General features: G+C 31.7%; 14 protein-coding genes. All 14 read right to left on the bottom strand.

Annotated elements, in window-relative coordinates; translation table 11 throughout:
• Window positions 1-9: 9 nt before the first annotated feature.
• Window positions 10-1,284: an O-antigen ligase family protein gene (locus tag AACZ49_RS06500; protein ID WP_339652791.1), complete on the bottom strand. Its 1,275-nt coding sequence runs from the start codon at window positions 1,282-1,284 to the stop codon at window positions 10-12.
• Between the two features lie 11 nt (window positions 1,285-1,295).
• On the bottom strand, window positions 1,296-2,381 hold the full coding sequence (locus tag AACZ49_RS06495) for a glycosyltransferase (RefSeq protein ID WP_339652789.1): 1,086 nt from the start codon (window positions 2,379-2,381) through the stop codon (window positions 1,296-1,298).
• A gap of 65 nt (window positions 2,382-2,446) precedes the next feature.
• A complete protein-coding gene (locus AACZ49_RS06490; RefSeq protein WP_339652788.1) occupies window positions 2,447-3,589 on the bottom strand; it encodes an SGNH hydrolase domain-containing protein in 1,143 nt (380 codons plus the stop codon).
• A gap of 12 nt (window positions 3,590-3,601) precedes the next feature.
• Window positions 3,602-4,903, bottom strand: coding sequence for an acyltransferase (locus AACZ49_RS06485; protein WP_339652787.1), 1,302 nt, complete (start codon window positions 4,901-4,903; stop codon window positions 3,602-3,604).
• A 116-nt stretch (window positions 4,904-5,019) separates the two neighbouring features.
• Entirely contained in the window at window positions 5,020-6,321 is a 1,302-nt protein-coding gene (locus AACZ49_RS06480) for an MOP flippase family protein (RefSeq protein ID WP_339652786.1), read from the bottom strand.
• A 3-nt stretch (window positions 6,322-6,324) separates the two neighbouring features.
• Window positions 6,325-7,494 (bottom strand): TDP-N-acetylfucosamine:lipid II N-acetylfucosaminyltransferase, encoded by a 1,170-nt coding sequence (locus AACZ49_RS06475; RefSeq protein WP_339652784.1) that lies wholly within the window; start codon window positions 7,492-7,494, stop codon window positions 6,325-6,327.
• Window positions 7,495-7,507: 13 nt separating this feature from the next.
• Window positions 7,508-8,647: a dTDP-4-amino-4,6-dideoxygalactose transaminase gene (gene rffA / locus AACZ49_RS06470; RefSeq protein WP_339652782.1), complete on the bottom strand. Its 1,140-nt coding sequence runs from the start codon at window positions 8,645-8,647 to the stop codon at window positions 7,508-7,510.
• Window positions 8,644-9,555, bottom strand: coding sequence for a formyltransferase family protein (locus AACZ49_RS06465; protein ID WP_339652781.1), 912 nt, complete (start codon window positions 9,553-9,555; stop codon window positions 8,644-8,646). Before AACZ49_RS06465 ends, rffA begins: the two co-directional genes overlap by 4 nt.
• On the bottom strand, window positions 9,536-10,504 hold the full coding sequence (locus tag AACZ49_RS06460; RefSeq protein WP_339652780.1) for a Gfo/Idh/MocA family oxidoreductase: 969 nt from the start codon (window positions 10,502-10,504) through the stop codon (window positions 9,536-9,538). Before AACZ49_RS06460 ends, AACZ49_RS06465 begins: the two co-directional genes overlap by 20 nt.
• Window positions 10,504-11,910, bottom strand: coding sequence for an NDP-hexose 2,3-dehydratase family protein (locus AACZ49_RS06455; protein ID WP_339652778.1), 1,407 nt, complete (start codon window positions 11,908-11,910; stop codon window positions 10,504-10,506). Before AACZ49_RS06455 ends, AACZ49_RS06460 begins: the two co-directional genes overlap by 1 nt.
• Window positions 11,911-11,948: 38 nt before the next feature.
• Window positions 11,949-12,827 carry a glucose-1-phosphate thymidylyltransferase RfbA gene (gene rfbA / locus AACZ49_RS06450; protein WP_339652776.1) on the bottom strand — a complete coding sequence of 293 codons (879 nt, stop codon included), beginning with the start codon at window positions 12,825-12,827 and terminating at the stop codon, window positions 11,949-11,951.
• A 23-nt stretch (window positions 12,828-12,850) separates the two neighbouring features.
• Window positions 12,851-13,894, bottom strand: coding sequence for a dTDP-glucose 4,6-dehydratase (gene rfbB / locus AACZ49_RS06445; protein ID WP_339652774.1), 1,044 nt, complete (start codon window positions 13,892-13,894; stop codon window positions 12,851-12,853).
• 28 nt (window positions 13,895-13,922) lie between these two features.
• Window positions 13,923-14,684: a dTDP-4-dehydrorhamnose reductase gene (gene rfbD, locus AACZ49_RS06440; RefSeq protein ID WP_339652772.1), complete on the bottom strand. Its 762-nt coding sequence runs from the start codon at window positions 14,682-14,684 to the stop codon at window positions 13,923-13,925.
• Window positions 14,681-15,226: a dTDP-4-dehydrorhamnose 3,5-epimerase gene (gene rfbC, locus AACZ49_RS06435; RefSeq protein ID WP_339652771.1), complete on the bottom strand. Its 546-nt coding sequence runs from the start codon at window positions 15,224-15,226 to the stop codon at window positions 14,681-14,683. The genes rfbD and rfbC overlap by 4 nt, the downstream gene beginning before the upstream one ends.
• Window positions 15,227-15,293 lie beyond the last annotated feature (67 nt).

Here is a 15,293-nt window from a genome sequence, read left to right as displayed (position 1 = left end):
ATTATATGGTTATTTAATAGGTGCGTTTTTATTGTAAAAATGAGCGTAAGGTACGCATAGAAACACCCATAAAAATAGCATAATAAATGAAGGAAATGCATTTAACGAAATATACAAAGCCAATAAGCCAGCGGTAATCGCTAAACTTCTGTTTTTAATCGAAAGCCAAAGCGTACTTATCAAGAACGAACAAAAAAATATAAACCCAAGGACACCATATTCGGCCCAAACTTCTAGATATACATTATTGGTTATTGCTCTTTTGTTTTTTCTTTTAAAATAATTGCGAGACCAATCAGTTTGATTTTCAACAATATCATCGATATTATTATAATAGTCATAATGTAAACCATAGTTAAAAGGTCCCACCCCAAATACAGGATTATCATATCCTGCTTCGAAAGCAATCTTGCCGGTTAAATAGCGATCTACTTTAGATAGATTGGCAGGGGTCAGCGTAGCCATTGGGGTAAATAATTTTTGTTCAACGTACTTTTCGTAGAACTTACTATTAACTAATAAAATACTTCCTATGATGACAAAAGGAATACTGATAATGAAAATTCTTAAGCTAGCAAGACGTAAAAAAACATTTTTAAGATAAATTAAAATGAAAACAACTGCACTAATGATGCTTATAGTAGAAAAAGTAGTCAATACAGTTAAAAATAAGAACCAAGCAATTTTTTTTCTTTTCAAATAAAATGCAATTGATCCAGATAAGATAAGGTAAAGCCCAAAAAAATTTCCTTCTTTAAAGGTTCCGGATCTCACCATGCCCATTATGGTTTGAGGGTATTCTTCCATACCGAATAATTTAAGGTATGGTATACCAATGGCTGAAGAAAAAACAAGATACCAAGAATATAGAGCTGCAGCAATAGCTCCATAAAGCCAGTATTTCAATAATTGAAGATTTTTACCGACGTAATACAAGCCAATGATAAAACCTAAAATATTGAGATAAATATACCCTAATCTAAGAAAGCTATCTATTTCGGGGCTTACCCTAAAATCTACAATTTTCAAGGTATATGGATACTTCCAAAAAAAGTTTACCAAAAATGAAATCGTGACCAAGGCCATGAAAAAGAATAAGACCTTTATTCGACTCAATGAGTTTATAAAATCCCGCTTAAATCGTGCCTGAAGTAAAATAAAAATCAAGAGTACCAACAAAACTTCAGAAATTTTTAACGGAAAAAAAATATTTACCGTCAATGCCTGTGTGAATGGCAAAAACAATAGAAACAACTTAAAAATATGTTCTGTTTTTAATTTCAACCGTTCTAGTATTATAAAATGGATTGAAATTCCACTATTTTTTTCTGGATTGAAAATTTTTTTTTGGAATACTGTTTAATTTCATTTTTGTTATAATCAGTGTTCATGAAAAGATGAAATTTTTCTGTAAAATCATGTTTTGCAAAGGAAAATATTTCACCATTGAAGGAGGGTAACACAATTTCGTCTATTCCCCCTGGGCAATTATTGGCCAAAACCGGTGTGCCACAAGCTATTGATTCTAAAAGCACATTCGGAAAACCCTCATATCGAGAACTTAATATTAATCCATCCACATCTCTCATATATACATAAGGATTAGCCACATTACCTAAAAAATGTACTTTATTTTCCAACTGGTTATCTTGACAAAGTTTTTCTAGTTTACCCTTATCTTCACCGTCACCTAAGATATACAAATTAAAAGGGACCTCTTTTAGTTTTGCCAACTCAACTATTAAGGTATCAAACCCTTTTTGTGATGTAAGCCTACCTGCCGCTAAAAGGCGAATATTATTTGGAGAAATAGCATTGGCAGTACCCTCTTCCAATTGTTTAGAAATAAAGGCGTGGTCGACCGGGTTATTAATTTTTACTAGTTTATTTAGAGGGATTTTAAAATGTTGGTTTAAATCATTCTGCATATCATTCGATTGAACGATAATTACATCGTAATTTAAATATGAATACCTATATAATAGCTTAATGACCCAGTATCTTTCAAAAATACTGGGCAAATTAGACTCCCTTGCCACCAATCGAATATTCCTTGGAAATAAAAAAAGAAAAGGGGAAAGCAAAGCATTGATTTGCCCAGAGCCAAAAAACAATATATCAGGTGAATGAATTTTGACAAGATTAAGAAGCCGATAGATGATAATAGGAAAAGAAAACATTATTCTAGTCTTGACATCTAAATAATGTATCGGGACATCATTTTTTAAATCCTCTAAAAAAGAATTTCTATCACTTTTTTTCAATAATACAAGTTGTGGTCGGTATACACTTCTATCTAAATTATTCAACAAAATAGAAATAATTCTTTCACCACCCCCGCCACCTAAGTTCGGCATTATAAAAAAAATAGATTTCTTCATGGAATAAATGTAATTAATAAAATTGCCCGTGGACGTATTTCAAATTAAAATAGGGGAAACCATACTTATTGTATGCTCATGCTTCGAAATGCCAAGGCGATTATTCTTTGGTCCTTCGCATTGGGCGATTCAGAATTTGAAAACACAAGTTTAAGATTATTTTTTTCTTTATTTAATAGTTTTGGGTCGAAAAACACGATAAATTTTTTGTTCCATCCGGTCAGCTCCTCATTACCTATTTGCACATCGTTCATATAAAACGAAACCTGTTGATTTTTCCAAATACCGACATCGAAATGTAATTCGCCCTTAATTGGCTTGGTTGAGTCGAAATAGAATTTAATCAAGGTGCTTTCCCCAGAGCTCCATCTATGCCTTGGTTCGGCATTGTACCATCCTTCAAAATCTATTTTTCCTGATTTATGATCAACTGTTTCGCCAATTTCAATAAAAATTTGAGAAAATTCTTCTACTGAATTGCTCTCTTTGGCTTCTTTTATAGATTTCAAAAAGGTATTCTCAAAACTTTCAACAACTTTGAGGGAACCCGATTTTGATAAATGATCTTTATCGGAAAAATATATTGCCCCATTTTCTTGTTCTAAACAGCGGCCATCTGTACATAACGATTCAGTAGGATCTATAAATTGAATATTCTTATGGCTGGAAAAAAAAGATTTGAAGGATGAATTGGTCTTAAACGTAAGGCTAGAAGGTTCAAAACTTGAAGATGGTGAAAGTCCTGGTATATATTTTGGAATTAAAAGATTATCTATATAACTAAGGTCATTTTTGTTTTTAAACGGAGATTCGCCGACCACTAGTATCTTTCTATCACCTAACATTTTACTAAATTTTAATATTTTATCACCTACTTTCTCATAGCCTTTTGCATCTAAAGTCAATTCTTCTAAGGTGTTTGTTTCTTCATTCTTTACTTTGGTCATAGACATCTCACCATTCCAAAAATGGCTTAAAACAACAAGTGCCTGCGGATTTCTTTTGATCAGACCGAGCACTTTATTCAAATGGTCTTTCGTAAGGTTAGAATCTATTTTTTTGTGATAGGTTCCCGGCAGGTGCAAGGTTGAAATTCCATAACTCATAAAAACATTTATCTTATTTTTTCTAGACATTACCGAATCAAGACCATAACTATAATGACCTGCATGACTGTCACCGAGCCAGATCATATCGGGCTTAGACACCGAACCTGTATTTTAAAGTCCGTAATCGCCATATCCGGCAGCACCCCAGTTCTTTGTGTTATATTCTACAGGGTTTTCAAAGGCTTTCAAGTTGCTTAACGTTTTTTTGTCCACTCTCCAAAACCACCCATTATTATTGGCCACATCTACTTTTATGTTCGATATAATGATTAAACAAAGTAATAGCATACCGATTAGCCCGTTATTTGAAATTACCTGTAGTTTGGGGTCTCTAATGCGCAACGGATTTTCGTACTTATAGTACACAAAATAGGATATTGTAACCATAACAACCACTAATAATAAGTTCTCCAAAATATTGGTTTTGTCTCCGTTCAGAAAATTATAAAAGACAATGATCGGCCAATGAAATAGGTACAGGGTATAACTTATTTTACCTAAAATTTTAAATACCGGTAGCCCATAAAAGTGAGCTACCTTAAAACTGGGGGCATTTGCGATAAATAGGCTAGCACCTATACAAGGTATTATATTTAATGTGCTCATGTAAGATGTTCCTTTTCCGAATACAATTGCAGAAAGGACAATTAGCAACAGGCCCAATAGGTTCAACAATGTTTTAAGAACGGATAATTTATTGACAAACGAAGGAAGGAATATAATCAAGGCACCTAAAAGAAATTCAAAAGCCCTAAAAGGCAATAAAAAGAATTGGATGGACGAAATATTCTCAGAAAATTGCTTTCCTGAAATAAAGCTTGCAATTAAACTCTCATTTAAAAATCCTCTGGATACACTGATATTCAAAACTAGCCCCACTATAATTAGTAGAATTAAAACGGTCAGCATTGCCCAATTTTTCTTAAAAATCTTCAATAATAGTACAAAGGCCATGGGGAAAATCAAATAAAATTGTTCTTCGATACCAAGAGACCATGTATGCAATAGTGGTTTTAAGCTCGCAGTAACATCAAAGTAGCTTGTTTCGCTTAAAAAGTAAAAATTCGACGATGCAAAAGATGAAAAAAACATTGACTTTACAAAGCCACTGAACAAGGAAGGCGGTAATAAAAGGAAACCACATATAAACGTAAGAAAAATGACCAGAAAAAGTGTTGGCAATAACCTTCTGACCCTTCCCATATAGAAATTCTTAAAACCAACCCCCCCTGAGGTATGAAGTTCATGTTTTATATTTCTACTGATTAAAAACCCACTTATTACAAAAAAAACATCAACTCCAATAAACCCCCCTTTGAATAACTGAATATCAAGATGAAATAGAATTACTAATAATACGGCAATTGCTCTTAGAAAATCAATATGATGAATGTACTTTAGTCTTTTTGACATGGACGAAATTAATAACTTATTTATTGATTTTAACTAACAAATTAAAAGTGAATTATTAAGAAAATAATTGAAAACCATTTTCTATACTTGTGGTATTTACAAAAATATCTAGTTATTTATTGTTTTCTGATAAAAGTCAATATTTTTCTATAAAATTTTCTAAAACTATACATTTCTAAAAAATCATTGAAAGAAATACCCAACATTTTGTTAATCATAAACCACCAGCCAGGAATAAAAAGAAATAATACACCAATTGTCATGGCGATTGATACCCATTCGATACTATAATGAGCGCCAATAATAACAAAAAGCGGTAATATTAGTAGGGTAAGTAAGTTCCATTTGAATTCCAAATTTGTTTCTCCTTTTGCAATAATCAAACTACCAATAGGAGACCCAACGGATCGTACTAACATATAAACACTTAATATTCGCACCAATAATACTATATTTTCATAACCATTGCCGTAAAAAATATACACCACAAATGGAGCAAAGACTAATAAACCTATGTAAGCAAATAATGTTACATAAAAAAAGCCGTTGAAAATCTCCGAAAAAGTATTTTTTAGCTTTGCTAAATCAAACTGAACCTTTGCTAAAGTTGGCGATGCAACATTTGAAATTATTTGATTTAACACTTGTGCAGGTCTAGATACTAATTGTTTTGCTAAGCTATAACCTCCCAAAATTTCAGGAGCGAAAATTTTGCCTATAATAATTATATCTAAATCTTTATTAAAATAGTTAATTATTTGACTACCAACCTGATAGCTGCCTATCTTTAAAAAAGGTTTAGTTTCTTTAAATTGAAAATGAAATAATAAACCTTTCTGAGTCAACCCGTATATAAAAAAAATAACATTGGATATGAGGTGTTGAAGTAAGGCAGAAAATACAAGGGAATAAACACCATATCCAGAAATTGCTAATAATGTAGCTGTTAATAATGAAAAAATTGCAGCAATAGTTTCTACTAAAGCAATGATTTTAAATTTTAATTCCTTTTGAAATATGGTTCTAAATTGTCGCCCTATTCCTGAAAATATAACACTTACACCCATTAAGGGAATAAGTGTTTTAAGTAGTATTTCATCATAAAATTCTGCAATTAATATAGATGTAGAACTTAAAATAAGATAAAGCAATAAACTCACCCCTAAGTTTAGCCAATAAAGACTAGCATATTCCTTTCTACTGATGTGTAATTTATGCAGAATTGCAGTGGTTAGGCCCATATCATTGAATAAATTCATAAACCCAAGAAAAAAGGTAACAAGGGCTATTAATCCAAAATCTTCTTTGTTTAAATACCTAGTTAAAATAGAAATCTTTAGTACGGCCGTAATGGTAAGCATTAGAGTATTAATCGACGCCCATTTATACCCTTTTGTGGCCCCTTTCTTTAAATCCATAACCTATTCTGAGTCCTGGCTATAAATTAATTCAATTTGGTCGTGCAGTTTGTTCAATAACACCTTGGAACCAAGTTCTTGACTAAGTATTTTACGATTGTGTTTAATTTCTGATTCGTTTAATGATTCTAAAGCTTTAGGGTTGTTTTCGTTCAAGTCTTTATTTATTGAAAATATATGGATTTTTAGTCGTTTTAAAAATTGATAAAAGGTGTTTCTTTCGTCCAAGTATACTTTTGTACCCATCCATAGCAAAGTAATAGTATTCCCTATTGCCTGTTGCCTATAGTTGTTAAAAATAGCTACACTGCAACTGTTAAGTATTTTATTATATTCCTTCAAAGGCATAAAATTATTGATTGGCACAAAAGAAGCTCCAAATCTAATTTTTCCAACATTCATTACTTCTTCGGCATAATCAGCATCTCCGTAACTGAGGGGGGTAATTATTTTCCTGCCTTGGATATTCATTTTAGATAAAATTTGTATTGCCTCAAAATGATTATTCGAAAGAAAGCTAGAGTTACCTAAAAGTATATTATTAGAATTAACCCCTCCATTTCCTAAATCACTAACAATGAATTCTAACGGGTAATAAGAAAACAAAAAATGCTTTAACTCTACTCTTAGTTTGTTTTTGACTAATAAAAAATCCTCTTCATGGACTATTGCAAAATAAGAGACCTTCTTAACAGCCTCCCTAATTAAAAGTCGAGGGTGTTTCTTTTTGTTTTTAATAAAATGATACGTTAAAAAAAGAGGCTCGAATTTTCTCTTTAAGAATGTTTTAAGCCATTGATATTGATATTTTCTTGAAATAGGTCCAAACAAATCTCCTGCATCAAAAAAACTAAAATATTCAACTCCATAAAACATCCATACAAAATTCACTTTCCCAGATGTCTCTAATACAATTCTTGACTTATACTCTTCCAAATTATGGATAAATACAATGTTATCTGGATTAAGTAATTTGGAAATAGTTCTGTAATTTTTTTTTTCTACAATTATAAAACCATTTCTTTTGGTGACGTACTTCAACGCCTTTGAAGCATTGTCGACTAATATGTAATACTTATTTTGACCCGGATAAATCTTTTCAAATTGCCAATAGATATTATCTACAAATTTTTCGTCATCTGAAATATGAATTAATTCCCTTTTGGTCTTCATGAAATCATGGTGTTTAAAATGACAAGGCTACTTCTGCAGAAATAAGTAAATTTTTACAAGTATATTCAATTTCTTCATGATCCATTATATAGAATGGTAACCTTACTATTGAAGATCCCACAAAATCTGTGATAGGCAAATTAAAACTTCCTCCTCCTAGTTTAAGGCCCATAGGAGAGGTATGTAAAGGAATATACCCAATGTAAGGGCTAATTGCCTTTTCAAGGGATAGTTTTAAAAACACATCTCTTTGCTTTTCATTTTGAAACAATAACCAAAATGCATGATAATTTGTCTCTATTTCATCTGGAATGTATAACATTTTTAATCCCTTTGCCTTCAGTTTACTAAATGTTTTAACATATGCATCATGCAACTTTTTTCTCTTTTGTTGCATTTGGGCCAAATTTTCAAATTGGGCGCACAATAAAGCAGACAAAAGGTCTGATGGTAAAAATGATGAACCATAATCTACCCATGAGTATTTATTCTTTAGCCCTTGAACAACTAAGCTCCTGTCTGTTCCCTTTTCCCATAAAAACTCACTTCTTTCATAATATTTCTCATCATTCATTGTCAGAGCTCCACCTTCGCCTGAAGAGTATGATTTTGTTGCATGAAATGAGTAGGTTCCTAGACTTGAAAGTGCGCCAGCATATTTATTTTTGTATTTAGAATTTACTGCTTGGGCAGCATCTTCAATAACAACTATATTATGTTTTTCCGCTATTTCATTAATTTTGTCCATTTCAGCAGGTATACCTGCATAATGAATTGGAACTATAGCTTTTGTTTTATTTGTTATTAGAGCTTCAATCTTTGTTTCATCAATATTCAAAGTATCTTCCCTTATATCGCAAAATACTGGCACCATACCCTTAGAGGCAAATGCGTTCGCTGTACTAGAAAATGTATATGACGGTACGATAAATTCATCCCCAACAGCTGCATTTAGCAAAAAAGCGGTCATCTCCAATGCATCCGTGCAAGACGTCGTCATTAGGGCTTTGCCGACCCCAAATTCGTTTTCTATAAAGTTCTGGGATTGCTTTGTAAACTTACCCCCGCCACCATGATAGTTGCTTCTAAAGGATTCTAATAAATATTTTTCTTCATTCCCCATTATAGGGGCCTTTACAAATGGTATTTTCATATAACCTTACCTTTGAATTTAATTCTAAACTTTTTTAATGGTAATATTGATTCTTGAGATTTATCGTCCAATAATATGTTAATTTTAAGAAGACCTTTACCGCAAATAATAACCGGTTTTCCATTATCAATAAAAATAATCTTGCCTATATCCCTATTTTCAATTTGAACATCATTAAATATCTCAGCGTCCAATATTCTAACTTTTTGATTTTCAATAAATAAACTTGCTCCTAAATAAGGGGCTCCTGTCGCATTGACAAATCTTACTATTTCTTCAGAACTACAATTAAGGTTTATTAAATAATCATCTTCATTTCTCCACAAACTATAAGATGCTCCATTTTCATCTTGTGCTTGTCCTATCAAATTCTCTTCTGATTCAATTTTTTTATAAATATCTTCTATACCTTGGAAAAAAAGATTAGAAACAATTTCTATTGCTTCATTAATTTTAATCGGATATTCAATTTGCTGTTGTTTTTGAACAATAATTTTACCGCAATCGTATTTTTCTGAAGCAAATAAAAATGTTACTCCCAAAAAAATTTCGCCATTAATTAGCATATTGACCAAAGGTGCAAATCCTCGATATTTTGGTAAAATTGAATCATGGGTTACAATGAGCCTATCCATTAGTTTTCCTAGAATCAACCATCTCCAGCCTATTGTTACGAGATAGTCTGAGTGTATAAGATTTAAAAAATCATCCTTACGGTCAAAAAAAAGAATATTGTTATTAAAACATAAATTTTTTATATCATCATAATAATCCTTTTGTAAATTATCATCTCTAGATGATACTACAACGTCTATGTGTCTGTTATTATTTATTAGTTTTGATAATACATTGAAACCTTTTTTATTCATTAAAAAAAAGCCTATTTTTTTATTCCCTTTTAAACTCATTTAATAGTCTTGATTGGTTAATGTTTTGAAAATATTCTAATTCTAAATTTTCTTTAGTTATAATCATTTTATAAAAATGATGAAGCATTTTTATAAAATGATTATCAGTAGGCAACTCTAAAGATTTTTTCTCTTCTGATGTTTCGATATTTAAAATAGGTTTAAGTGTTGAAGGAGCTGTGAAAATTCTATTTGTAGATAGTTTTCCTTTACTTCCCCATAATTCTAAACTATTTTGATAATAATTATCAAAACCAAAAGCAATATGAGATGTTAAGGGTCCATTCTTTTGTTTAATAAACCCGCTTCCCCATATATCTACCTCATGATTTTTAGGAATTGCCAAGCTTGAAGAAGCAACATAAACATCTTGCCCTAAAAAAATTTGAGTTATTTTTATGGGATAGGCACCTGCGTCTAATAAAGCGCCTCCCCCTAATTTTTGACTATATCGTATATTATCTTTTTCAGGAAAAGGAGGGAAACCAAAACAGCTTCTTACATTTCTCAATTCACCTATTACACCTTCATCTACAATGTTCTTAATATAACTTAATTGAGAATGAAATCTAAATTGAAAATTCTCCATGAGAACAACATTTCTCTCTTTCGCCAGTTCATTTAATTCCACCACTTGTCCATAGGTGCAGGCCATGGACTTCTCAACTAATATGTTCAAGTTATTATCTATAGCTTTTAAAATCCATTCGTAATGAAGGCTATTGGGCAAAGGAATATATACCGCTTCAACTTTTGAATCATCCAATAGGTCTTGATAACTGTAATATGCTTTTGTTTCAAACTTGGCAGCAAATGTATTGGCCTTTTCCCTATTTCTACTGGCAACACCCACCACATTAAATTTTTCTGATTCTTTTAATGCAGGAAGCACCTTATTGTATGCAATATTAGCACAACCCAACACACCTATGTTTATCTTTTTGTTCATTACACAAATGGAATTGATGCAATTAAATTTCTTGCTTGAATGTTTATGTAATTATTATATTGAGTCAAATTATTAATTTGATTAAGAGTCATCCAAATAAAATTTTCTGGGAGTTCTTGTGGTAAATCATCATCTGCAATAATTAAAATATTTCTATTTTGCTCCTTAAAGAACCTTCCGCCTTCTTCTGATTGAATAGTATCATAAACTATTTGTTCTTTTTTGGCAGATAAGACATACTCTAAAAAAGGAAGAGAGTCTTTTGGAGTTTTCTTATAGCTCCCAGTCAATGTTTGAACGGTAGGTGCAAATTCGAAAATATCATGATTGCCACATTCCAATTTAGCTTGAACCGCAAAATGTAAAAGTCCGTTTATATTTTTACAAACAAAAGCGCACAAACCTTCCTGAGCAGGTTCTACCATTGGTTGATACCAATTTAACACCTCGCGGTTACTTATTTCAACTTCAACACCAATAATCTTAAAGTAATCATTATCCTTATGGTAAATTTCATCTTTAGTAACTATCCAATCCTTTAATACATTTAACGGTATTTTCTTAACTAACAAGTCATTATTACTCTTTAAATCTGTAATAAAACTAAAAATTCTATTAAGTGAATTAAAGCAACCTTCAGAAGACAATGCTGATTTTAAGAGCATGGATTTGTAGGTTTCCTGAGGAGTAAAAACAGATGAAAAATTTATTGCTTTCTTGTTATAATTGCCATACAAAATACCCGATAATACCGTTCTGGTATCCATATTCACTATATTGTCAACTTGCATTAAAGACTTAAGCTGCCCCAACGTTAGCCATGTAAAATTTTCGTATACCTCAATGTTATCATTCGCACTAATTATTATATTCCTATTTCTTTTTTTAAGAAATCTCGCCCCTTGCTCTGATTGTAGTTGATCTATTAGTACCGTTTCTTCAGTTGCGTTTTTAAAATATTCTAAATATTTTGGCTGTTTACCATTATGAGCTTGCTGAAAATTACTGCGAGTTGCTTGAAGGGTAGGAGAAAGCTGTACAAAATTAACATTGCCTGGCTCTATTTTTGCCTGTACCAAAAAATGCAAAACACCATTTATTTCTTTAACCAGAAATCCAAGAAATCCAACCTCGGGTTGATTAATAATAGGTTGGTCCCACTGCCCCACTTTTCCCAATGTGGTGTTTACTCTAATCCCGTCTATGGAAAAAAAACTGCCTGTGTCATGACCAATACAACCTTTTTTTTGGTCAAATTTCCACTTTTCCAATTTTTCGAAGTCGACTTTCTTAACAGAAACATTTACAGCTTTATTTTGATTGTTTATCCATTCTAAAGCGGAATTAACTTCTGTTTTATCAAGTGCACTTTTTAAAAAAGCAAGGTTTACATTTTTGATTACCATATATTAAAGTTACTTAATATCTTAAATTTAAAAAATCATTACTCAACTGTGTACAACGATTTTAAATATTTGCCATAACTGCTTTTCTTATAAGATTTTGAAATCTCAAAAAGCTGTTTCTTAGAAATATATTTCATTCTATATGCTATTTCTTCAATACAAGCGATTTTTAGCCCTGTTCTTTTTTCAACAACCTTAACAAATTCTGTAGCCTCTGTTAAGGCCTCATGCGTGCCGGTATCAAGCCATGCATAACCTCTGCTCATTACCTGCATTTTTAAGCCTTCATTTTTTAAATAATGTTGATTTACAGATGTGATTTCAAGTTCTCCTCTTTCTGAAGGTTTTACTTTTTTGGCTATTTCAATAACCGAATTGGGGTAATAGTACAAACCAATTACAGCATAATTTGACCTAGGGTTTTTAGGCTTTTCTTCTAAGCTTAAAACATTTTTATTTTTGTCAAATTCAGCTACACCATATCTTTCTGGATCTTCTACATAATATCCGAAAACTATAGCTTTTTTAGTCTGTTTGACCTCTTGAACAGATTCTGCTAACAATTTTTGTAATCCTGCACCGTAGAATATATTATCCCCCAATACCAAGCAAACATCATCATTACCAATGAAATCCTCTCCTATGATGAATGCTTGTGCTAACCCATCTGGAAATGGTTGTTCAGCATAGGAAATACTAATTCCTAATTGTGATCCGTCACCAAAAAGTTTATTGAAATTTGGTAAATCATGTGGTGTTGATATTATTAAGATTTCCCTGATTCCAGATAACATAAGTATGGACAAGGGATAATAAATTAAAGGTTTATCGTGGATGGGCAATAATTGCTTAGACACTGCCAAAGTTAAGGGGTGTAATCTTGTTCCAGTACCGCCTGCTAAAATTATTCCTTTCATATTATTTACTTTTATGTAATAATTTATGAATACATTTTTTTATAATATTCTTTGTAATCACCTGAAGTAACATGATTTAACCAATCTGAATTGGAAAGATACCAATCTACAGTCAATTCAAGACCCTCTTCGAATGTAACTGAAGGTTCCCAGCCTAATTCTTTGTTGATTTTTGTGGCATCAATCGCATACCTTAAATCATGTCCTGGCCTATTCCTAACATAGGTAATTAGATTTTCTGATGTGCCATCCTTCCTGTCTAATTTTTTGTCCATTACCTTGCAGAGTAATTTAACCAAATCTATATTTTGCCACTCATTAAATCCGCCTACATTATAAGTTTGGTGATTAGCTCCTTTATGAAAAACCAAGTCTATAGCTCTAGCATGATCTTCAACAAAAAGCCAATCCCTAGTATATTTGCCATCTCCATAAACCGGTAGGGGTTTATTATGGATGATGTTATTTATAAATAAGGGTATCAACTTTTCGGGAAAATGAAAAGGCCCATAGTTATTAGAACAGTTGGTTATTACAAAGGGTAGTTTATATGTTTCGCCATATGCCCTTACAAAGTGGTCTGAGCTTGCTTTCGAGGCAGAATAGGGTGAATTAGGGTTGTACGATGTTTCTTCCGTAAATAATCCTTCTTGGCCCAAAGAACCATAGACCTCATCGGTGCTTACATGATAAAAACGTTTTCCAACAAAATCATCATTCCAAATTTTCTTAGCTGCATTTAAAAGGTTGACTGTTCCAATAATATTTGTTCGTACGAAAGCTAGCGGATCTTCTATAGACCGATCTACGTGAGATTCAGCAGCTAAATGGATTACACCATCAAAATTATTCTCATCAAATAAAGTAATAATAAAATCTTCATCAACTATATTTCCCTTTACGAAATGATAATTTGGAAAATTCTCAATGTCCTTTAAATTTTCAAGATTACCTGCATAAGTTAGTGCATCTAAATTATAGATATGATAGTTTGGATAATTTTGCACAAACCTTCTTATTACGTGAGAACCTATGAAGCCCGCTCCACCTGTTATTAGTATTTTCATTTTTTTCAAATCTAAAATAAATGTCTTATTATTTCAATACTGAGTACTTAGGCCTATTAACAAAGCTTGAATAATTTTTTGGCACTAATTTGACACTCAACCCTTCTCTTTCTACTATTTTTGTTGCAAAATCAAACCACGTCATTTCCTCATTATCGGTAAAATGATACAAACCAAAATCAAATTCCTCGCAAATGATTTTTAAAATAAATCTGGCAAGATTATAGGCGCTAGTTGGGCAGCCTATTTGCTCATTAGTAACATATAGAATATTTTGTTCCTTAGCTTTTTTAAGAATTGAATTATAAAAATTTTTTCCAAACTCAGAATACAACCATGAAGTCCTTATAATATAATACTGCATAAGTAAATCTTCAATATACTTTTCTCCTTTCAATTTAGATTTTCCATATTCATTAATAGGATTCGGAACATCAAAAACTGTGTAAGGTGAATCTTTTAAACCATCAAAAACATAATCAGTTGAAATATGAACTAAAACTACTTTTTTGCTCTTGCAGATTTTGGATAAATTTTTAACCCCTTCTGCATTTACTTCATATGCAATCTCGGGGGTATGTTCAGTTTGTTCAACATCAGTATATGCAGCGCAATTAATACAAAAATCGAACTCTTGATTATTAAAAATAAAATTAATTTTACTTCTATCCGTAATATCGAGTTGTTTGGAATCTTTAAATATAAATTCCAAACCAGTATACTCTTTTGCGATTTTCTGTAAACAAAGACCCAACTGACCATCAGCGCCTGTTACCAAGATACGCTTCATAATTTTATGTCTTTGAGTTTTGGTAATTTTAAATCTTTTTGAGAAAGAATCATTTGATCAATTGGAAAATTCCAGTCAATACCTATATCACTATCATTAAAAATTATTCCACCTTCCATTTCTGGCTTATAATAATTATCACACTTATATAAGAGTTCTGCATCTTCTGTCAATGCCAGAAAACCATGAGCCATTCCTTTTGGAATATATAGCATATCCCTATTTTTTGCCGTCAAATTAACTTTAATATGTTTGCCAAATGTTGGGCTTTCTGGGCGTATATCAACTACAACATCTAAAACCCTACCTTTAATAACCCGAACCAACTTGGCTTGAGCTGCTTCCCCTTTTTGAAAATGCAATCCGCGCAAAACACCCATTTTCGAAATAGAATGATTGTCTTGTACAAAATTGATTGTCCGCCCTAATATGGATTCCAAATTTTGCTTATGAAATGACTCAAAAAAAACACCTCTATAATCTACGAACATCCTTAATTCCAATATAAAACAATCTTTCAATTTAGTCTCTATTATGTTCATAGTTTATCTGATTACTTCAGGTAGTTATTTAAGGTCTTAAGAACTATAGACAGTATTTTGGAAGAAG

Origin of the sequence: uncultured Maribacter sp. (assembly GCF_963975365.1) — a bacterium.
Classification (GTDB): Bacteria; Bacteroidota; Bacteroidia; order Flavobacteriales; family Flavobacteriaceae; genus Maribacter.
Note: the sequence above shows the minus strand (reverse complement) of the source record. Positions and strands in the feature narration are given on the sequence as shown.